This is a genomic window from Pseudomonas sp. COW5 (assembly GCF_026240005.1).
Taxonomy (GTDB): Bacteria; Pseudomonadota; Gammaproteobacteria; order Pseudomonadales; family Pseudomonadaceae; genus Aquipseudomonas; species Aquipseudomonas kribbensis.
Genome location: NZ_JAPHVP010000001.1, coordinates 2,355,105 through 2,374,437 on the forward strand (window position 1 = coordinate 2,355,105; position 19,333 = coordinate 2,374,437).

Genomic DNA, 19,333 nt, shown 5'->3' on the forward strand with positions numbered 1-19,333 from the left:
CATGACTGCACTGAACCTGATCCCTGGCCAACTGAGCCTGGCCCAACTGCGTGACGTCTACCAGAACCCGGTCAAACTGACCCTCGACTACAGCGCTGCTGCACAGATCGAAGCCAGCGTCGCCTGCGTCGAGCAGATCCTCGCCGAGAACCGCACCGCCTACGGCATCAACACCGGTTTCGGCCTGCTGGCCTCGACCCGTATCGCCAGCGAAGACCTGGAAAACCTCCAGCGCTCGCTGGTGCTGTCCCACGCCGCCGGCGTCGGCCAGCCGATCAGCGATGAGCTGGTGCGTCTGATCATGGTGCTCAAGGTCAACAGCCTGAGCCGTGGTTTCTCCGGTATCCGCCGTGTGGTGATCGATGCGCTGATCGCCCTGATCAATGCCGAGGTTTATCCGCACATTCCGTTGAAAGGTTCGGTCGGTGCATCCGGCGATCTGGCACCGCTGGCGCATATGTCGCTAGTGCTGCTGGGCGAGGGCAAGGCGCGCTACAAGGGCGAGTGGATGGAAGCGACCGAGGCGTTGAAAGTCGCCGGTCTGACCCCGCTGACACTGGCTGCGAAAGAGGGGCTGGCGCTGCTCAACGGCACTCAGGTTTCCACCGCATTTGCGCTGCGTGGTCTGTTCGAAGGTGAAGACCTGTTTGCCGGTGCACTGGCGCTGGGTGGTCTTACAGTTGAAGCGGTATTGGGTTCGCGTTCGCCGTTCGACGCGCGCATCCACGCCGCCCGTGGCCAGAAAGGCCAGATCGACACCGCTGCCGCTTACCGCGATCTGCTGGGCGAGCGCAGCGAAGTCTCCGACTCGCACCAGAACTGCGAAAAGGTGCAGGATCCGTACTCGCTGCGCTGCCAGCCACAGGTCATGGGCGCGTGCCTGACCCAGTTCCGTCAGGCCGCCGAGGTGCTGGTGATCGAAGCCAACGCCGTTTCCGACAACCCATTGGTATTCGCCGCCGAAGGCGACGTGATTTCCGGCGGCAACTTCCACGCCGAGCCAGTGGCCATGGCTGCTGACAACATGGCCTTGGCCATCGCTGAAATCGGCTCCCTGAGCGAGCGCCGCATCTCGCTGATGATGGACAAACACATGTCGCAACTGCCGCCGTTCCTGGTGGCCAATGGCGGCGTGAACTCCGGCTTCATGATTGCCCAAGTGACGGCTGCGGCACTGGCCAGCGAGAACAAGGCGCTGGCCCATCCGCATTCGGTGGACAGTCTGCCGACCTCCGCCAACCAGGAAGACCACGTATCGATGGCCCCGGCCGCCGGCAAGCGCCTGTGGGAAATGGCCGAGAACACTCGCGGGATTCTGGCGGTGGAATGGCTGGCGGCGGTGCAGGGCCTGGACCTGCGCAACGGCCTGAAGACCTCGACCAAACTGGAAAAGGCCCGGGGAATCCTGCGTCGCGAAGTGCCGTTCTACGAGAAGGACCGCTTCTTTGCGCCGGACATCAATGCGGCGACCGAACTGCTGGCGTCGCGCACGCTGAATGATCTGGTGCCGGCGAACCTGCTGCCGAGTCTGTAAGTGCCTCATCGCCAACAGGCTGTCTTCCACTCTGCGTGGAGGCCGGCCTGTTGGCGTTTCGATTTTTGCGTCGAATAAAAATAAATAAGGACGAAAAATGCAGCAGTCAGCAAAAGGTTTGAAACGCGGGCTCTCGGCCCGACACATTCGCTTCATGGCCCTGGGATCGGCGATCGGAACCGGGCTGTTCTACGGTTCTGCCTCAGCCATCCAGATGGCTGGTCCCGCCGTTCTGCTCGCTTACCTGATCGGTGGTGCGGCGGTGTTCATGGTCATGCGCGCCCTCGGCGAGATGGCGGTGCACAACCCGGTCGCCGGCTCGTTCGGGCAGTACGCAAGCACCTATCTCGGCCCCATGGCGGGCTTCATTCTCGGTTGGACCTACGCGTTCGAAATGGTCATCGTCGGCATGGCCGACGTGACGGCGTTCGGCATCTATATGGGCTTCTGGTTTCCGGAAGTCTCGCGCTGGATCTGGGTTCTGGGCATCGTTTCGGTGGTCGGCGGGCTGAACCTGTGCAACGTCAAAGTCTTCGGTGAAATGGAGTTCTGGCTGTCGTTGCTCAAGGTGGCGGCCATCGTCGCGATGATCCTCGGCGGCTTCGGCATCATGCTGTTCGGCATCAGTACCGCTCCCGGTCAGGCCACCGATATCAGCAACCTGTGGACTCAGGGCGGTTTCATGCCCAATGGCATGGGCGGCCTGATCGCCTCGTTTGCGGTGGTGATGTTTGCCTTTGGCGGTATCGAAATCATCGGTGTGACCGCCGGTGAAGCCAAGGACCCGCACCGTGTATTGCCCAAGGCGATCAACGCCGTGCCGATGCGCATCCTGCTGTTCTATGTGCTGACGATGCTGGTGCTGATGTCGATCTTCCCGTGGCAGCAGATCGGCAGCCAGGGCAGCCCGTTCGTGCAGATCTTCGACCATCTGGGCATCAGCTCGGCGGCCACCATTCTGAACATCGTGGTGATCTCGGCGGCGGTGTCGGCCATCAACAGCGACATCTTCGGTGCAGGCCGGATGATGTACGGCCTGGCCCAGCAAGGGCATGCGCCGAAAGGCTTCGCGCGTCTGTCGCGCAATGGCGTGCCGTGGCTGACCGTGATCGTGATGAGCTGCGCGCTGTTGCTGGGTGTGTTGCTGAACTACCTGATCCCGGAAAACGTGTTCCTGCTGATCGCTTCCATCGCGACCTTCGCCACGGTGTGGGTCTGGCTGATGATTCTGTTCACCCAGGTGGCCATGCGTCGTTCCATGACGGCCGAGCAGGTGGCGCAACTGAAATTCCCGGTACCGTTCTGGCCGTACGCACCCATGGCGGCGATTGCCTTCATGCTGTTCGTGTTCGGCGTGCTGGGTTACTTCCCGGACACCCAGGCGGCATTGATCGTCGGCGTGGTCTGGATCGGGTTGCTGGTGCTGGCGTATCTGACGTGGGTCAAGCCGGCGGCCGGGCAGGCTGCGCGAGTGACCAGCGATCAGCCGGTTTCTCAGTCCTGATCTGATCGAAGGGGCGCCCGGGATCGGCCGGCGTCCCTTTCACGCATCACTTCTTCGGCGATTTGCTGCCGTTGGGGATGTGCAGGTAAGACATCACGCTTTCAGTCAGCTCGGTCGCCAGTTTGACCGCTTCCTTGTTGCGCGCCATCACGCCCGCTACCAGTCCCTCGATCAATGCCAGCATGGCCACGTTGGAGCTGGTCAGCACCGGGTGATCGCAAGGCGCAAACAACACATGCTCGGCAATGCCGGTGAGCGGCGAGGCCGGTGAGTCGGTGATGGCCAGTACCGACGCGCCGCGTTCGTTGGCGAATCGGGCGAGTTGCAGGGTGTCGAGGGAATAACGCGGCAAGGAAATCGCCAGCAACACATCCTGATCGGTGATCGCGGCCAGTCGGTACGCAGCGTTTTCGTTGCCGCCCTCCATGCTGATGGCGGTGGCGTCGGCGCAGAACGGCATCAGGGTCGAGGCGGCGAGGCCGGCGAAGTAGACGCTGTTGCCGAACCCGAGGATGTAGATCTTGCGCGCGGTGGTCAGCCGGGTGACGAAGGCTTCGAAGGCTTCGGCATGGTTGTTGGTCGCCGCCGTGGCCAGGTTGCTGCTGGCGCTTTCGATCTGCTCATGCAGGCCAAAGGCTCCGCCCGGACGATGGGCCAGTTCATTGCGCAGCTTGTCGACCGGCGACACCATCTGCTGCAACGTCGCTACCAGTTCAGCCCTCATGCCCATGTAGCCACCGAGGTCCATCGCCTTGGCCAGTCGGTTGACGGCGGCCGGCGAGGTCGATGTTTCGTGGGCCATTTCCTCGATCGTCAGCGTCGCGGCTTTCAGTGGATGACGCAGGATGAAGTCAGCCACCTTGCGCAGCGACGGCGGCAGATCGGCAACGATTTCCGCCAGTTTGCGCATGACCGGTGCGGCGTAGACCGTGGTGTCTTTCGATGAGCTGGGCATATCCGGATCAACAGTTCCTGAAAGTGAGAGAAGGGCTGCGCCTGACAAGGTTGGCTGGAGTGTATCCGAAGCCAACCGTTGCAGGACAACGCCGCGCGCGCCGGCTTACTTCAGGCTGCCGGCGAGGAACTGCTGCAGGCGTTCGGACTGCGGATTGACCAGCACCTCTCGCGGATCTCCGCGCTCCTCGACCCGCCCTTTGTGCAGGAACACCAGTTGGTTTGAGACCTCGCGGGCGAAGCCCATTTCGTGGGTCACGACCACCATGGTGCGGCCTTCCTGGGCAAGGTCCTGCATGACCTTGAGCACTTCGCCCACCAGCTCGGGATCGAGCGCCGAAGTGGGTTCGTCGAACAGCATCACTTCCGGTTCCATCGCCAGCGCGCGGGCAATCGCCACACGCTGTTGTTCGCCACCCGACATGTGGGCGGGCCAGGCATCCTTGCGATGCGCCACGCCGACCTTGTTCAAATAGTGCTCGGCCTTTTCCCGGGCCTCTTTCTTGCCTACGCCGAGCACGTGCACCGGGGCTTCCATGACGTTTTCCAGAGCACTCATGTGCGACCACAGATTGAAATGCTGAAACACCATCGACAGCCGTGAGCGCATGCGTTGCAACTGCCGGGGTTCGGCTGCCTTGAGCCCGCCGAGTTTGTTGGCCACCAGTTTCAGTGGTTCGCCATTGAGCACGATGCTGCCGGCGTTGGGTTGTTCCAGCAGGTTGATGCAACGCAGGAAGGTGCTTTTGCCCGACCCGCTGGAGCCGATGATGCTGATCACGTCGCCGGCCTGGGCCTGCAGGGAAACGCCCTTGAGCACCTGGTGGGCGCCGTAGCTTTTGTGCAGGTCCTGAATTTCAAGTTTGTACATGATTTGAACTCTCTGGCATCAGTCGCTGAGCAAGCGGCCCTGGCGAATAGGGGTGAAACCGGCGACCTTGGCCAGCCACAGACCGGGCTGGGCAAAACGCAGGCGTTCGCGGGCATAAAGCACGCCGTCGGTGCAGGCGCGGACGATGCTGTGGCGGTCGTTGAGCGGGTCATGGATTTCGAACAGCGGATCGCCGACCTTCACCCGCGCCCCCAGCGGTTGCAGGAAACTGACCACGCCCGGATGCGGCGCACAGGCGTACTGCGCGCCGGCGAACGGCATCGCTTCGCAACGACTCGACGGTGCTGGCGGCCATTCACCGCTGATCAATCCCTGCTCGGCCAGATAGCCGAGAATCGCCTGGGCGCTGTCGGCACATTGCTCGCGTTCGGTGTCGGCCATGCCGCGCAATTCGATGGTGGTGGCTGCGCACGCCAGCGGAATACTGGCTTCCGGGAACAGCTCGGTCAGGCGCAGCCACGGCACCGCGCAAGCCTCGTCGAAAGCACTGCCGCCAGCGTCTTCGGCCAGCAGCGTGACCTCGGCACCCAGGCGTGCAGCCAGTGAATGCAGGCGTCCCCAGTGTTGCGGCATGGTGTAGAGTAACATCACCGATTCGAAATCGCAGTGCAGGTCGAGCACCACATCGGCGTCGCAGGCATGTTGCAGCAACAGGCGACGCAGGCCATCGAGTTCCGAGGTCGGTGGCGGCATGTCGGCGAGGGTGTCGATCAAGGCGCGGCGGATCAGCGCGACGTTGGCCTCGGCGTCATCGCCCAACCGTCCTTTGAGCAATGGCGCCACGGCTTCGGCCAGCTCCGGGAAGTCGCGATTGAAGTTCTTGCCGCTGGCGAACTCGAAGCGACCTTGATGGGTAGCCTGGAACATCTGGGCGATGCCGATCGGATTGGCCATCGGCACCAGTTCGATCACCCCGTTCAGGCGACCCTGTGCTTCCAGTTCCTGGAGGCGGCGCTTGAGCTCGACGGCCACGCGCATCCCCGGCAGCTCGTCGGCATGCAGGGAGGCCTGGATGTACGCCTTGCGCGAGCCGGTGCCAAACCGGAACACCGACAGTGTCCGTTCGGTGCCCGAAGCGCTCCACGGCAACAGGTATTGAATCTTTTCCATGTCAGCTCCTTAGTGCTTGCGCGGTGCCAGGTAGGCCAGCCAGCGGCGTTCGGCCAGCTTGAACAGGCGCACGAGAATGAAAGTCAGGGCGAGGTAGACGAGGCCGGCGGTGATGAACGCTTCGAACGGCATATAGAACCGCGAGCTCACCGTGCGCGCCGCGCCGGTGATATCCACCAGCGTGACGATCGAGGCCAGGCTGGTGGTCTGCAGCATCATCAACACTTCGTTGCTGTACTGCGGCAGTGCCCGGCGCAAGGCCGACGGCAGCAGGATGCGGCGGTACAGGGTCAGGCGGGACATGCCCATCGCCCGGGCGGCTTCGATTTCGCCGTGGGACGTGGACTTCAGGCTGCCCGCCAGCAACTCGGCGCTGTAGGCGCTGGTATTGATGGCGAACGCCAGGCAGGCACAGAACGTGGCGCTGGAGAGGTAAGGCCAGAGCGCGCTTTGGCGCACCGATTCGAACTGCGCCAGGCCGTAATAGATCAGGAACAGCTGCACCAGCATCGGCGTGCCGCGAATCACGTAGGTGTAGAGCCACGCCGGGAAACTGAGCAACGGCGAGCGCGACACCCGCATCAGCGCCAGCGGAACCGCCAGCACCAGCCCCAGGCTCAGGGAAATCAGCAGGACTTTTAGGGTCAACAAGGCGCCGTCGAGATACAGCGGCAGGTTTTCCCGGATCAGGTTGTAGTCGAGAATCATCGGCAGGTTCTCCTCACAACTCGGCGGCTTTGATGCCGACCGAATAGTGTTTTTCCAGAGCGCGCAGCACCAGCAGCGACAGGCTGGTGAGCATCAGGTACAGCGCCGCCACCGCGATGAAAAACGTGAACGGCTCGTGGGTGGCGTCGGCGGCGTTCTTGGCCTTGAACATCATGTCCTGCAGGCCGATGACCGAAATCAGCGCGGTGGATTTGGTCAGCACCAGCCAGTTGTTGGTGAACCCCGGAATGGCGAAGCGGATCATCTGCGGCACCAGAATCCGCCAGAACACTTGCGTGCCGCGCATGCCATAGGCCGCACCGGCCTCTGCCTGACCCTTGGGGATGGCCATGAACGCGCCGCGAAAGGTTTCCGACAGATACGCGCCAAAAATGAAGCCCATGGTGCACACGCCGGCGATGAACGGATTGATGTCGATGTAGCGGGTGTAGCCGCACGCCAGTGCAATGCGGTTCACCAGATCCTGGCCGCCATAGAAGATCAGCAGGATCAGCACCAGATCGGGAATGCCGCGAATCAGGGTGGTGTAGCCCTCTCCGAGCATGGCCAGCCATTTCAGCGGCGACAGGCGAAACGCCGCGCCGATCAGGCCCAGGGCAATGGCCAGCGACATGGAGGTCAGGGCCAGGTTGATGGTCAGCCAGGCACCATCGAGAATGCTCGATCCGTAGCCGTGGAGCATGATGAAGTTCCTCAAGCGTGCGCCCGAAGGCGCGCAAGACATAGCCGAAGGGCGCCCGCAGCGGGCCGGCGCCGGACGGAGGCGACGGCTTATTCGCCGTAGATATCGAAGGCGAAATACTTGCCCATCACTTGCTGGTATTTACCGTTGGCGCGGATGGCGTCGATGGCCGCGTTCAGGCGCGCAGCGTTGGCGGTGTCACCCTTGCGCAGCGCGATCCCGGCGCCACGGCCGAAGTATTTCGGGTCGTTGATGTCCGGCCCGGTCAGGGCGAAACCTTGTCCGGCCGGTGTCTTGATGAAGCTTTCATCGGTATTGACGATGTCGGCGAGGGTGGCGTCCAGACGACCCGAGGCGAGGTCAAGGAAGGCTTCATTCTGGGAGCCGTAACGCACCACGACGACCCCGGCCTTTTCCAGTTGCTCGGTGGCAAACCGGTCATAGGTCGAAGAGCGTTGTACGCCGAGTTTCTTGCCCTTGAGGTCTACCAGCGGGTCGTTGATCACGCTGCCGGCCTTCATCGCGAACTTGCCCGGCGTGTGGTAGTACTTTTTGCTGAAGTCGACCGACTTCATCCGGTCTTCGGTGATCGACATCGACGACAGCACGGCGTCGATCTTGCGCACCTTGAGCGACGGAATCATGCCGTCGAACTCCTGAATCACCCACTCGCACTTGACCTTCATCTCTTCGCACAAGGCGTTGCCGATGTCGTAGTCGAAGCCGCTGACATTGCCTTCCGGCGTTTTGTAGGAAAAGGGTGGGTAGGCGGCTTCGATACCGATACGCAAGCTGTCTTCATCGGCATGGGCCATGAAGCTGAATGCGCACAGCGCCAGCGCACCTAGAAGTTCTGTCTTGTTCATTTTGTCGACTCCTGGGAGGGCGTTAGGGAAACAGGTGCCCGCCATCCGGGATGGCGCGCTGGATCATTCCTGTGATCGGCGAGGCTATAAATGACATGAAATAAATCATTCATCAATACAACTGAAAATAAAAACATCAGTTCTGGATCGGCGGTCGTTCGCCTCGCCCGTTGAGGATCGGGTACTGCCTATAATGCGAGGCGGTTTTTCATCCACTTCGGGGACACCATGGATCGCTTCCAGGAAATGCAGGTCTTCGCGGCCGTTGCTCAGGAACAGGGCTTTTCGGCGGCGGCGCGACGCTTGGGTCTGTCGGCGGCCAGCGTCACCCGGGCGGTGGCGGCGCTGGAGCAGCGGATCGGTACGCAATTGCTGATTCGCACCACCCGCAGCGTGCATCTGAGTGAGGCGGGTCAGCGTTACCTGGAAGACTGTCGGAGGATTCTTGCCGAGGTGCAGGAAGCGGAAGACTCCGCCGCCGGCAGCCACACCCAGCCCCGTGGGCAATTGACGGTGACGGCGCCGGTGTTGTTCGGCGAGCTGTTTGTCACACCGGTGATGGCGGGTTATCTGACGCAATACCCGGACGTTTCCATCAACGCCTTGCTGCTGGATCGCGTGGTGAGCATGGTCGAGGAGGGCGTGGATGTGGCGATCCGCATCGGTGAGTTGCCGGACAGCAATCAGCATGCGATCCGGGTCGGTGAGGTGCGCCGGGTGATCTGCGGCTCGCCGGATTATTTCGCCGCGCATGGGTGGCCAACCCATCCACAGGCACTGGCCGGCGCGCCCGTGGTGGCGACCTCGTCCATCGGTCAGCTGCGCAACTGGCCGTTCCTGGAGGACGGTGAGCCCTTGGTCGTCCGCCCCGAGCCGCGACTGGTAGTCACCGGCAATCAGGCGGCAATCACCGCCGCTTGTCTGGGGCTCGGACTGACACGGGTGCTGTCTTATCAGGTCGCGAGCAAGATCGCCTCGGGTGAGCTGGAAATCGTCCTCGCCGAGTACGAGTTGCCGCCATTGCCGATTCACGTGGTGTATCAGGGCGGGCGCAAGGCGCCGACCCGGGTGCGCAGTTTTGTCGACTACACCGTGAACGCCTTGCGCGGGCATCCGGCCCTGAAAAACGCGGCGTTATTTCATCCAGAGAAATAATGGATTGCGTTTGCTGGTGATTCTGTTGTTTTCAAGATAGGTGGAAGATGGCTGCCACGGTTGTTGCCCATTCCGGGCGACGCAAACGTCCAGCGGAGTCGACCATGCAAGCGATCAAACTCTACAACTTCCCGCGTTCCGGCCATGCCCACCGGGTCGAGCTGATGCTGTCACTGCTGCAATTGCCGACTGAACTGATCTTTGTCGATCTGGCCAAGGGCGAGCACAAACAACCCGACTACCTGGCGATCAACAGCTTCGGACAAGTGCCGGCCATCGATGACAACGGCGTGGTGTTGGCCGATTCCAATGCGATTCTGGTGTATCTGGCGCAGAAGTACGGCAACGGTCGCTGGCTGCCGGGCGATCCGGTCGGCGCGGCGCGCGTCCAGCGCTGGCTGTCGGCAGCGGCCGGCCCGATTGCCTTTGGCCCGGCAGCAGCGCGGCTGGTCACGGTGTTCGGGGCGAAGCTGAATGCCGATGAAGCGATCACCCGTGCGCACAACCTGCTGAAGGTGATGGACCTGGAACTGGGCAAGACTCCGTTCCTGGTCGGCAGCGAACCGACCATCGCCGACGTTTCGGCCTACAGCTACATCGCTCACGCCCCGGAAGGCAATGTGTCACTGGACGACTATGGCAACGTGCGCGCCTGGCTGGCACGGATTGAAGCATTGCCCGGTTTTATCGGCATGCCACGTACCGTCGCCGGTCTGCAAACCAGCGCCTGAGGTTCACCATCCAGACTGCGCCGCTGGCGTGGGGGAGAGGTCGTCATGGAACGTTCACCCTGGCACGCCGGCGAGCGGCAACTGCAAGCGCAGGTCGGTGTTGCCGAGCGCATGGAGGAGTTCGGTCGCAAGGTGATTCGCACCTGGATGCCGGATCAGCACCGTCAGTTCTATCAGCAATTGCCGTTCATGCTGTTCGGCGCGGTGGATGCCGATGGTCGTCCGTGGGCCAGCGTACTGGAGGGCGAACCGGGTTTCGCTCACTCTCCCGAGCCGACGCAGTTGCACTTCGAAAGTCTGCCCGCCGGCGATGACCCTGCGCAGTTGCGGGACGGCGCGGCGATCGGTCTGCTCGGCATCGAGTTGCACACCCGTCGGCGCAATCGCCTCAATGGCCACATCGGCAATCTTGGCGCGAGCGGTTTCGATTTGACGGTGGATCAGTCCTTCGGCAACTGCCCGCAGTACATTCAGTTGCGCCAGTTCCAGCGGGTCCCGCTGACGGATCCGCAAACCCGGCGCGCCGAACACTTCGACGGGCTCGATGACGCGGCAGTCGCGCTGATCGAAACCGCCGACACCTTCTTCGTCGCCAGTTACGTCGATGTCGATGGCGAGCGCTCGGTGGATGTTTCCCACCGAGGCGGCCAGGCCGGTTTCGTGCGGGTGGAAGGCAATCGCCTGACCATCCCGGATTTTGCCGGCAACCTGCATTTCAACACTCTCGGTAACTTGCTGCTCAATCCCCGGGCCGGCTTGCTGTTCATCGACTTTTCCACAGGCGACCTGTTGCAGCTCAGCGGCCGCACGGAAGTCATTCTCGACGGACCGCAGATCGCAGCCTTCCAGGGCGCCGAACGGTTGTGGACGTTCGAGGTGGAAAAAGCGGTGCGGCGTCCGGGGGCGTTGGCCCTGCGCTGGCGCTTCGACGGCATGTCGCCGACCAGTCTGCTGACCGGTACCTGGGCCCAGGCCGACGCGCGTTTGCAGGCGCAGGCTCTGGGCGATAGCTGGCGGCCGCTGCGGGTTGCGCGGATTGAAGCGCAGAGCCGGCACATTCGTTCGTTCTACCTCGAACCGGTGGACGGCGCCGGTTTGCCGGTGTTCCAGGCCGGGCAGCATCTGCCACTGCGTTTCACTCTCGATGGTGAAGTGTTCATCCGCACCTACAGCTTGTCGGGTGCGCCGTCTGACGACTTCTTCCGGATCAGCGTGAAGCGTGAAGGGCGGATATCGACCCACCTGCATGATCAGGTACGCGTCGGCGATGTGCTGGAAGCGCGTTCGCCCCAAGGGCACTTCACCGTGGCGCCGCTGGAGCGCCGGCCCTTGGTGCTGCTCGCAGCCGGGGTCGGTATCACGCCGTTGCTGTCGATGCTGCGGGAGGTGGTGTATCAGGGCCTGCGCACCCGGCGGATTCGTCCGACCTGGCTGATCCAGAGTTCCCGCAGCCTTGCCGACCAGCCGTTTCGCGCGGAGCTGGACCGCTTGCTGGAAGACGCCGGCGATGCGGTGCGGGTGGTGCGCCTGCTCAGTCAGCCCGAGCCCGACCTGGTGGAAGGCGAGGATTACGATCTGCACGGGCGCATCGACGGTGCCTTGTTGAGGAACCTTATCGACGAATTTGATCAGATCGACTTTGTGCTCTGCGGCCCCGGCGGTTTTACCCAGGGCCTTTACGACAGCCTGCGTGAACTGGACGTGCGTGACGACCAGATCCACGCCGAGACTTTTGGTCCTTCGACCCTCAAGCGCCAGGGCGATCCGGACGCCATTGTGATCGAGCAATTACCGGCCGCCACCACCTCGGTGCCGGTGGTCTTCGAGCGTTCGGCCAAGGAAGCGCGGTGGCAGCCCGAGGGCGGCAGTCTGCTGGAACTGGCGGAAAGCCGTGGATTGCGCCCGGAGTTCAGCTGTCGCGGTGGTTCGTGCGGCACCTGCAAGACGCGGTTGATCAGCGGTGCAGTGAATTATCCACAGCCCCCGGCCGAAGTGCCGGAGGAAGGGCAGGTGCTGATTTGCTGTGCGGTGCCGGCGCAAAGTACCAGGCCGCTGGTGCTGGATCTGTAGAGGATCAGGCGTAGGACAGCGCCTTTTCCTCCAGTAGTTCCTGATACAGCGCCGTCCACTTGCGACCCATTTCGTCGGCTGTGAATAATTGCCGGTAACGGGCTTCAGCCTTGACGCCCATTTCGGCGGCGCGGGTCGGGTTTTCCCACAGGGTGCGCATCGCTTCGCGAAACGCCTGTGGATGACTTGGCGGCACCACCAGCCCGGTTTCGTTGTGGATATTGATGTAGCTGGTGCCGGTGCCGATCTCGCTGGAGATCATCGGCTTGCCGTACATCGCGCCTTCCAGCAGGGAAATGCCGAACGCTTCCGAACGCAGGTGCGACGGGAAGACGATGGCATAGCTCAATTGCAGCAGGGCAACCTTGTCTTCATCGCTCACCCGCCCGAGGAAGTGGATATTGCGCAGCCCCAGCGCAGCGGCCTGGGCGTGCAGTTCCTGCTCCAGCGGGCCGGCACCGACGATCACCACCGGGTAGTCCACGTCTTTCAAGGCATCGAGCAGAATGTGCAGGCCCTTGTAGTAGCGCATCACCCCGACGAACAGGAAAAACTTATCCCCAAGCTGCTGGCGCCAGCGATTCATGCGCTCAACGTCGGGCTGTGGATAACCGGCCTTGTTCAAGCCGTAGGGGATGACGCGGGTCTTGTCCTGGAACTGCTGCAACACATCGCTGGTGTGCAGATAGTTCGGCGAGGCCGCGACAATCCGGTCTGCGCTGGCGAGGAAGCGGTTCATCAGCGGGCGGTAGAGTTTGAGCAGGTTTTTCTGGCGAATGATGTCCGAGTGGTACGTCACCACCGTCGGTTTGTTCACGCCGCTGGCGAAGTGCACCAGGTCCATGAACGGCCACGGGAAGTGATAGTTGATCACGTCGGCCTCCGCGGCCAGTTCGCGAAACTGTTTGAACACGCTCCAGGAAAAACCGGTAGAGGCGAACTGGATGTCGAGCCTGGCGCGATGCACTTCGTGTTGGCCCAGTTGCAGCACCGCCGGCTCGGGATTGGCGCTGAGGGTCAGCACCTGACCTTCGATGCCATGCTGGGCGCCGCTCTCGCAGAGCTGGAAGATCACTTGCTCGATGCCACCGACCGAGTCAGGCAGGTACGTCTTGAAAAAATGAAGAACTCGCATTCAACCTCCCAAAGCCTGGCGGTAGGCGCCGGCCGTGGCCTGCGCGCAACGCTTCCAGGAAAAAAGCCGTGCCTGCTGCAATCCGGCTTCCCGGCATGCCTGCCAATGTGCTTGATCGTCGATCAACCGGCTCAGCGCATCACGCAGGCCGTCTGCATCGTCAGCTTCGATATAATTTCCGGCGGCACCCGCGACTTCCGGCATTGCCGAGGAGCGGGTGATCACCACGGGCGTGCCACTGGCCATCGCCTCCAGCACCGGCAGGCCAAAACCTTCATATAACGAGGGGAAAACCAGCGCCCGGGCGCCGGCCAGCAATTGTGCGACCTGCTCATCCGGCAAGTAGCCGAGCAGGCACACATGACCGCTGGCCAGGGCTTCACGCAATTCATCACTGAACTGTTCGCGCTGCCAGCCAGCCATGCCGACGATCAGCAGCGGAAAGCGCTGGCGCACGGCTTCGGGCAATAGCCCGTGGGCGCGCAGGGCCAGGCTCAGGTTCTTGCGCGGCTCCAGGGTGCCGACGCACAGGAAATACTCCCGCGCCTCCACGGCATGGGCTTTGAGCACTGTGTCGATAGCTTGCGGCTCGCGTGGATGAAAGCGCTCGGCGACACCCAGAGGCGCCACCACGAAGCGCTCGGCAGGCAGTCCGAAATAGTCTTGGGCTTCGTCAGCGATGGCTTGCGAGTCGGTCAGAATCACCTGCGCCTGCTGGACGCCGTCGGCCAGTCGCCGCTCGATTTCCCTGAGCCGAGCCTGCGGCTGGGTGTCCGGGAAATGCAGGTGCGTCAGATCGTGCAAGGTGATCACGGTCGGGCCGTCGAAGGCCAGCGGCCACAGGCTCGGTTCGTGATAGAGGTCGATGTCGTTTGTGCGCCCCTGATCGAAGCGTTTCTGCTCCAGCCAGCGGCGTGCCTGATAGGCACCGGGGATCTTGCGCAGCATCGGGGTCAGGCGCGAGTAACCGGGCATCGCCGCTTCCGGCAGCTGCGAGCTCCAGCCCCAGCCGTGAAACAGCGCCACGTCGATATCGGTCTCGGCGTGCAAGGCGTTCACCAGTTCGGCGACGTAGTGACCGATCCCGGTGCGCGGCGCCTGGAGAATCCGCGCGTTAAGGGCTATGCGCATGGGACCTCGCTTGCGCCGCAGGCGTCTGCAGCACATGGTGTGCGGTGCGTTCGGCCAGTTGCTGACTGGCTTCGCGCCAGCCGATCCATTGCCAGTCGGTCACATCGCGGGCGGCGGGGAATTGGCCACTGCGCTCGAAGGCCAAGACCAGTTCGGCGAGCTGTTGTGGATCGTGCAGATCGAAATAGGCCATGAACTCACCGCCGATCTCGCGGAACACCGCGATGTCGCTGCCCATTGCCGGCAATCCACGCTGCATGGCCTCCACCAGCGGCAGACCGAAGCCTTCGACGAACGACGGGAACACCAATGCACTGGAATGGGCATAGGCGTATTCCAGGCTGGTGTCGCTCAGGTCGTTGAACATGAACAGGCGCCGGTTCAGTTCGGCGTGGTTGCGCACCCGGGCGAGCAGGGCGTCGCACTTCCAGCCGATGCGTCCGGCGATGCACAGGCGTGCGTTCGAACCGGCCGCCCAGGCACGTTCGAAAGCATCCAGCAGGTAGTCGTGGTTCTTGCGCGGTTCGATGGTGCTGACCATCAGGAACACCGGCTCCGGTGTGGCGAACAGGCGTTCCAGGCGCGGCTCGACAGCGGCCTCGACGCTCTGCAGATCGAGTTCCGAGCCGAGGTGGAAGTAGTCGAACCAGCGTTTCTCGACCTGTGCCGAACCGAGGCGGCGCTGCACCTCCTCACGGACCTGATCGCGCACCGTGGCGGAAATCGCCAGGTAGCCGTCGGCGGTACGGGTGATCCAGTCGAACCATTCGCTGAAAACCTGCACCAGCCGCGTGTCGTAAAACTGCGGGTGGGTCAGGGGAATCAGGTCGTAGATCACCGCAACGATGCCCACGCCTTCGCGTTTGAGCCGTTCGGCATGCAGGAAAAAGTCCGAGTGCCAGGACGAATCCAGCAGCACCAGTTGATCGCCCGGCCGGTGTTGCAAAGGCTCGCAGCGCTGGGGCAACTGATAACGGTTGACCTGCTCGACCAGCCGCAGCGGTATGCCGAACAGACCGAACGAAGCCAGACGATAGCCGACGTATAGAGCACGTCGTGTCAGTTTGCTCCGGCAACGGCTGTCGAGGCGCTGATGCCATTGCCAGAAGCGATGGGCCAGGCGTTCCAGGCGCTCGCCGAACGTGACGATGGCGTTGAACAGTGGCGAGTTCAGTGGCGCCAGGCGCGTCACGCGGTACAGCTTGCCCTTGAGCAAGACCACCGGCACACAGTCGACACCTTCTGCGCTCGGCGGCAATTGTTTGATGACGTTGCGCACCACCCGCTGAATCCCCGAATTGACTTTCGGGTGCCGGAATACATGGGTGCATTCGACCAGCAGGCGAGTCATGGCGCACGCTCCGCGAGGGCTTCAGTGCGCCGGGTGATCAATGTTCTGGCTCCGAGCCACGAGCAGCCGACGAAATCTTCCTGACGGTTGTTGATCACGTGGAACACCAGCCCGTAGTCGCGCCATTCGAAATTGCGGTCCAGATGCGAGTCCAGCCGTGAGAGGCTCAGGGCTATAGAGTAGTTGCCCTTGCCCAACCCCATCACGAAAGCAAAACGGTAGGTGATGCGCTCGCCTGCGTGCAGGTCTTCCAGAGCCTGGTTCTGGCGATGGGTGTTGATCCCGTACATGGCCTGCCCGAGGCGATCCTTGATCATGAAGCCCAGCACCAGCCGTTCGATGTCCTGACGGACTTCGACCTGTACCTCCAGCACCACCGCCTGGCCGACTTCGGCGGCATCGAGGGCGCGCTCGTGCTCATCGAGCAGGCGCACGCTGAGAATAGCGGCCTCGCCGGTGCCGGACACGGTCTGTACCTGGCCGCCGGGCAGTGTTTCCTGGCGCACTGTCTGGCCTTCGCGCTCGGCGAGCAGGGCGTTGTAGTAATCCATGACCGCTTCGGGCTTGTCGTGCATGGCCATGTGGCCACCTTCGAGCAGGATCGCCGAGTCGCAGATCGACTGGATCGCCGAGCGGTCGTGGGACACGATCAGCAGCGTGGTGCCGGCCTTGCGGAAGCTGCGGATGCGGTCGAAGCTCTTGTGCTGGAAATACGAGTCGCCAACCGACAGCGCTTCGTCGACGATCAGGATGTCCGGGCGGCGTGCGGTGGCGACACTGAAGGCCAGGCGCATCTGCATGCCGCTGGAATAGGTGCGCACCGGGTGATCGATGGCCTCGCCGATTTCCGCGAAGCGTTCGATGTCCGGCATCAGGGTTTCGATCTCTTCGACCTGCATGCCCAGCAACTGTCCGGCCATCACGGCGTTCTGCCGGCCGGTGAAGTCCGGGTGAAAGCCCATGCCCAGTTCCAGCAGTGCCGCGACCCGGCCTTGCAGCTGAATCTGGCCGCAGGTCGGCTGGGTGGTGCCGGTGATCATTTTCAGCAGGGTGCTTTTACCGGCGCCGTTGACCCCGACAATGCCCACCGCTTCACCGGGAGCGATTTCGAAATTCACATCCTGAAGCACCCAGTGCTGGCGGTGACGCACCGGCGAAAACGGAATCAGCCATTCGGCCAGACGGCTCCAGCGAGTGGGGTACTGCTTGTAGGCCTTGCCCAGGCCTGTGACGCGTATTTGCCCCATCAGAGTTCATCCACCATTTCGCCGACCCGCCGGCGGAACAGGCGCAGGCCGGCCGCGCACAACAGCAGGCCGATCACGAAGATCGGCAGCAACGAACTCCACACCGGCCACTGACCGTAGAGAAACAGGTTCTGGTAACTGCCGATCAGGTTGGTCAACGGGTTGAGTTGCAGCAGGCGCTGCACCCACTCGGGCAGGATGCTCAGCGGATACACTATCGGCGTCAGCCAGAACCAGAATTGCAGGCAGATGGCGAACAACTGCCCGACATCACGAAAGAACACGTTGAGCACGCCGAGGATCATGCCCAGCCCGGCGCAGAACAGCACTTGCAGCGCCAGCAGCGGCGCCAGTGCCAATAGCGCCATGCCCGGCCAGCGCCCGGTGATCAGCAGGAAGCCGAGAAACAGGCCGATGATGATCGCGAAATTGATCCCGGCATTGAGCAGCACGATCACCGGCAGGCAGAGGCGCGGGAAGCTGATCTTCTTCAGCAGGTTGGCGTTCTCCAGAAACATGTTCTGGCTGCGCAGGGTGATTTCCGAGAACAGGCCCCAGGTCAGCAGCCCGGCGCACAGGTAGACGCTGTAGGCCATGCCGTCGTCAACGCCGGGCAGGCGGGCACGCATGATGTGGGAAAAGATCACGGTGTAGACGATGATCATCGACAGCGGGTTGAGTACCGTCCACAGCGCGCCGAACAGCGAATTGCGGTACCGCGCTTGAAACTCCCGCTTGACGCTACCGAGGATGAAACCCCGGTAGTCGTGCAGCGAGCGGTACAGGGAAAGCAGCATTCACACCGTCCTGCCGTATTGGTCTTCGAAGCGGACGATGTCGTCCTCTCCCAGGTATTCGCCGCTTTGCACTTCGATGATTACCAGGTCGATCACACCGGGGTTTTCCAGACGATGCTTGTGGCCGGCGGCGATGAACGTTGATTCGTTCTTCGCCACCAGGGTCGTGCCGCTGCCGTTGTTGGTGACCTTGGCCATGCCTTCGACCACCACCCAGTGTTCGTTGCGGTGATGGTGCATCTGCAACGACAGCTTGCCGCCAGGCTTGACCACGATGCGCTTGATCTTGAAGCGCGGGCCTTCCTCGAGCACGGTGTAGGTGCCCCACGGACGGCTGACCGTGCGGTGCAGGCGATAGGCTTCGTGGGATTTGTCCTTGAGCTGCTTGGCCACGCGCCGCACATCCTGTGCGCGGTCGGCGTGCGCGACGAGAATCGCGTCGGCGGTGTCGATCACGATCAGGTCTTCCACACCCACGGCGGCCACCAGCCGGCCTTCGCTCTGGACGAAGTTGTTGCGGCTGTCGATGAAGATCGCCTCACCGCTGGCGCGGTTGTTGTCGGCGTCCGCCGGCACCAGTGCGGCGACCGCACCCCATGAACCGATGTCGCTCCAGTCGAAACCGGCGGGCACGACCGCGACTTTTTCCGAGCGCTCCATCAACGCGTAGTCGATGGAAATATCGGTGATTTCGGCGAACAGCTGTGGCGACAGTTCCTGTTGCAGGCAGCCGACGGTTTCCACCGGTTCGCTGGCGGCCATGCAAGCGCGGGTCTGCTCCAGCAGCTCGGGGGCGTGCAGTTGCAGTTCGGCGATCAGAGTTGCCGTGGTGAAGCAGAACATCCCCGAGTTCCAAAGGAAGTTGCCGCTTTCCAGATAGTGGGTGGCGGTTTGCAGGTCGGGTTTTTCCACGAAGCGCTGCACCTTGGCTGCGCCCCTGGCATCCAGTGGCGCGCCGGTCTCGATGTAGCCGAAGCCGGTTTCCGGGGCGGTCGGCACTACGCCGAAGGTCACCAGATAACCGTCCTTCGCCAGGTTGACCGCGTGTTCGACCGCGCCCTTGAGTGCATCTTCGTCGACGATCAAATGGTCGGCGGGCATCACCACCATGATGGCCGCATCGCCATGCAGGGCTTGCAGCGACAGGGCCGCGGCCGCGATGGCCGGGGCGGTGTTGCGTCCGGTGGGTTCGAGCAGGAAGTGCCCGCGATGCCGGGACAGGCGCGCGGCCTGATAGTGATCCTTGCTCTGGAAGTAGTACTCGCGGTTGGTCACCGTGACGATGTCGCCCCAGCCGTCCAGCAGGCCGGCGGCGCGCCGATAGGTCTTGCCCAGCAGTGACTGGCCGTCGGGCAGGGTCATGAACGGCTTCGGATGGCCCTCGCGGGACACCGGCCACAAACGGGTGCCGGCACCGCCGGACAGAATCACGGGGATCAGCATGG

General features: G+C 62.7%; 17 protein-coding genes. 5 read left to right on the forward strand and 12 right to left on the reverse strand.

The features are described 5' to 3' along the window. Position 1: 1 nt before the first annotated feature. The gene (gene hutH / locus OQ248_RS10645; RefSeq protein ID WP_265812800.1) at positions 2-1,534 is read left to right on the forward strand and encodes a histidine ammonia-lyase; all 1,533 of its coding nucleotides are present in this window, start codon (positions 2-4) and stop codon (positions 1,532-1,534) included. A gap of 97 nt (positions 1,535-1,631) precedes the next feature. Next, the gene (locus OQ248_RS10650) at positions 1,632-3,038 is read left to right on the forward strand and encodes an amino acid permease (RefSeq protein WP_265812801.1); all 1,407 of its coding nucleotides are present in this window, start codon (positions 1,632-1,634) and stop codon (positions 3,036-3,038) included. 46 nt (positions 3,039-3,084) lie between these two features. Here OQ248_RS10650 and OQ248_RS10655 read toward each other — a convergent pair whose 3' ends face one another. The 6 genes from OQ248_RS10655 to OQ248_RS10680 all read right to left on the reverse strand — a co-directional run bounded on the left by OQ248_RS10655 (position 3,085) and on the right by OQ248_RS10680 (position 8,271). Then, positions 3,085-3,993 carry a MurR/RpiR family transcriptional regulator gene (locus OQ248_RS10655; protein WP_119426903.1) on the reverse strand — a complete coding sequence of 303 codons (909 nt, stop codon included), beginning with the start codon at positions 3,991-3,993 and terminating at the stop codon, positions 3,085-3,087. 105 nt (positions 3,994-4,098) lie between these two features. Then, positions 4,099-4,863, reverse strand: a complete 765-nt coding sequence (locus OQ248_RS10660) for an ATP-binding cassette domain-containing protein (RefSeq protein ID WP_134828591.1) — start codon at positions 4,861-4,863, stop codon at positions 4,099-4,101. Between the two features lie 18 nt (positions 4,864-4,881). Next, on the reverse strand, positions 4,882-5,994 hold the full coding sequence (locus tag OQ248_RS10665) for a succinylglutamate desuccinylase/aspartoacylase family protein (RefSeq protein ID WP_265812802.1): 1,113 nt from the start codon (positions 5,992-5,994) through the stop codon (positions 4,882-4,884). Between the two features lie 9 nt (positions 5,995-6,003). Then, positions 6,004-6,702 carry an ABC transporter permease gene (locus OQ248_RS10670; RefSeq protein WP_265812803.1) on the reverse strand — a complete coding sequence of 233 codons (699 nt, stop codon included), beginning with the start codon at positions 6,700-6,702 and terminating at the stop codon, positions 6,004-6,006. 13 nt (positions 6,703-6,715) lie between these two features. Beyond that, positions 6,716-7,405, reverse strand: coding sequence for an ABC transporter permease (locus OQ248_RS10675; protein WP_102359135.1), 690 nt, complete (start codon positions 7,403-7,405; stop codon positions 6,716-6,718). 89 nt (positions 7,406-7,494) lie between these two features. Beyond that, positions 7,495-8,271: an ABC transporter substrate-binding protein gene (locus tag OQ248_RS10680; RefSeq protein ID WP_249483260.1), complete on the reverse strand. Its 777-nt coding sequence runs from the start codon at positions 8,269-8,271 to the stop codon at positions 7,495-7,497. 228 nt (positions 8,272-8,499) lie between these two features. On the opposite strand from OQ248_RS10680, the gene OQ248_RS10685 reads away from it, so the two are divergent. The 3 genes from OQ248_RS10685 to OQ248_RS10695 all read left to right on the forward strand — a co-directional run bounded on the left by OQ248_RS10685 (position 8,500) and on the right by OQ248_RS10695 (position 12,227). Then, positions 8,500-9,426, forward strand: coding sequence for a LysR family transcriptional regulator (locus tag OQ248_RS10685; protein WP_265812804.1), 927 nt, complete (start codon positions 8,500-8,502; stop codon positions 9,424-9,426). A 104-nt stretch (positions 9,427-9,530) separates the two neighbouring features. After that, positions 9,531-10,157, forward strand: coding sequence for a glutathione S-transferase (locus OQ248_RS10690; protein WP_265812805.1), 627 nt, complete (start codon positions 9,531-9,533; stop codon positions 10,155-10,157). Between the two features lie 45 nt (positions 10,158-10,202). Then, on the forward strand, positions 10,203-12,227 hold the full coding sequence (locus OQ248_RS10695; RefSeq protein ID WP_265812806.1) for a pyridoxamine 5'-phosphate oxidase family protein: 2,025 nt from the start codon (positions 10,203-10,205) through the stop codon (positions 12,225-12,227). Between the two features lie 4 nt (positions 12,228-12,231). On the opposite strand, the gene OQ248_RS10700 is transcribed toward OQ248_RS10695, so the two are convergent. From OQ248_RS10700 to OQ248_RS10725, 6 genes are read right to left on the reverse strand one after another with little or no spacing between them, the layout of a single operon-like run. Further along, complete coding sequence (locus OQ248_RS10700) at positions 12,232-13,362, reverse strand: glycosyltransferase family 4 protein (protein ID WP_265812807.1); 1,131 nt, start codon at positions 13,360-13,362, stop codon at positions 12,232-12,234. After that, complete coding sequence (locus tag OQ248_RS10705; protein ID WP_265812808.1) at positions 13,363-14,493, reverse strand: glycosyltransferase family 1 protein; 1,131 nt, start codon at positions 14,491-14,493, stop codon at positions 13,363-13,365. Beyond that, the gene (locus OQ248_RS10710; RefSeq protein ID WP_265812809.1) at positions 14,477-15,844 is read right to left on the reverse strand and encodes a glycosyltransferase family 1 protein; all 1,368 of its coding nucleotides are present in this window, start codon (positions 15,842-15,844) and stop codon (positions 14,477-14,479) included. The genes OQ248_RS10705 and OQ248_RS10710 overlap by 17 nt, the downstream gene beginning before the upstream one ends. Then, positions 15,841-17,091 (reverse strand): ABC transporter ATP-binding protein, encoded by a 1,251-nt coding sequence (locus OQ248_RS10715; RefSeq protein WP_265812810.1) that lies wholly within the window; start codon positions 17,089-17,091, stop codon positions 15,841-15,843. Before OQ248_RS10715 ends, OQ248_RS10710 begins: the two co-directional genes overlap by 4 nt. Further along, on the reverse strand, positions 17,091-17,888 hold the full coding sequence (locus OQ248_RS10720) for an ABC transporter permease (protein ID WP_265812811.1): 798 nt from the start codon (positions 17,886-17,888) through the stop codon (positions 17,091-17,093). Before OQ248_RS10720 ends, OQ248_RS10715 begins: the two co-directional genes overlap by 1 nt. Continuing rightward, positions 17,889-19,331 carry a mannose-1-phosphate guanylyltransferase/mannose-6-phosphate isomerase gene (locus OQ248_RS10725; RefSeq protein WP_119426892.1) on the reverse strand — a complete coding sequence of 481 codons (1,443 nt, stop codon included), beginning with the start codon at positions 19,329-19,331 and terminating at the stop codon, positions 17,889-17,891. Positions 19,332-19,333 lie beyond the last annotated feature (2 nt).

Excerpts from the sequence above, each read along its gene's own strand:
- hutH (WP_265812800.1), top strand. The coding sequence starts at position 2 with ATGACTGCACTGAACCTGATCCCTGGCCAACTGAGCCTGGCCCAACTG.
- OQ248_RS10650 (WP_265812801.1), top strand. The coding sequence starts at position 1,632 with ATGCAGCAGTCAGCAAAAGGTTTGAAACGCGGGCTCTCGGCCCGACAC.
- OQ248_RS10655 (WP_119426903.1), bottom strand. The coding sequence starts at position 3,993 with ATGCCCAGCTCATCGAAAGACACCACGGTCTACGCCGCACCGGTCATG.
- OQ248_RS10660 (WP_134828591.1), bottom strand. The coding sequence starts at position 4,863 with ATGTACAAACTTGAAATTCAGGACCTGCACAAAAGCTACGGCGCCCAC.
- OQ248_RS10665 (WP_265812802.1), bottom strand. The coding sequence starts at position 5,994 with ATGGAAAAGATTCAATACCTGTTGCCGTGGAGCGCTTCGGGCACCGAA.
- OQ248_RS10670 (WP_265812803.1), bottom strand. The coding sequence starts at position 6,702 with ATGATTCTCGACTACAACCTGATCCGGGAAAACCTGCCGCTGTATCTC.
- OQ248_RS10675 (WP_102359135.1), bottom strand. The coding sequence starts at position 7,405 with ATGCTCCACGGCTACGGATCGAGCATTCTCGATGGTGCCTGGCTGACC.
- OQ248_RS10680 (WP_249483260.1), bottom strand. The coding sequence starts at position 8,271 with ATGAACAAGACAGAACTTCTAGGTGCGCTGGCGCTGTGCGCATTCAGC.
- OQ248_RS10685 (WP_265812804.1), top strand. The coding sequence starts at position 8,500 with ATGGATCGCTTCCAGGAAATGCAGGTCTTCGCGGCCGTTGCTCAGGAA.
- OQ248_RS10690 (WP_265812805.1), top strand. The coding sequence starts at position 9,531 with ATGCAAGCGATCAAACTCTACAACTTCCCGCGTTCCGGCCATGCCCAC.
- OQ248_RS10695 (WP_265812806.1), top strand. The coding sequence starts at position 10,203 with ATGGAACGTTCACCCTGGCACGCCGGCGAGCGGCAACTGCAAGCGCAG.
- OQ248_RS10700 (WP_265812807.1), bottom strand. The coding sequence starts at position 13,362 with ATGCGAGTTCTTCATTTTTTCAAGACGTACCTGCCTGACTCGGTCGGT.
- OQ248_RS10705 (WP_265812808.1), bottom strand. The coding sequence starts at position 14,493 with ATGCGCATAGCCCTTAACGCGCGGATTCTCCAGGCGCCGCGCACCGGG.
- OQ248_RS10710 (WP_265812809.1), bottom strand. The coding sequence starts at position 15,844 with ATGACTCGCCTGCTGGTCGAATGCACCCATGTATTCCGGCACCCGAAA.
- OQ248_RS10715 (WP_265812810.1), bottom strand. The coding sequence starts at position 17,091 with ATGGGGCAAATACGCGTCACAGGCCTGGGCAAGGCCTACAAGCAGTAC.
- OQ248_RS10720 (WP_265812811.1), bottom strand. The coding sequence starts at position 17,888 with ATGCTGCTTTCCCTGTACCGCTCGCTGCACGACTACCGGGGTTTCATC.
- OQ248_RS10725 (WP_119426892.1), bottom strand. The coding sequence starts at position 19,331 with ATGCTGATCCCCGTGATTCTGTCCGGCGGTGCCGGCACCCGTTTGTGG.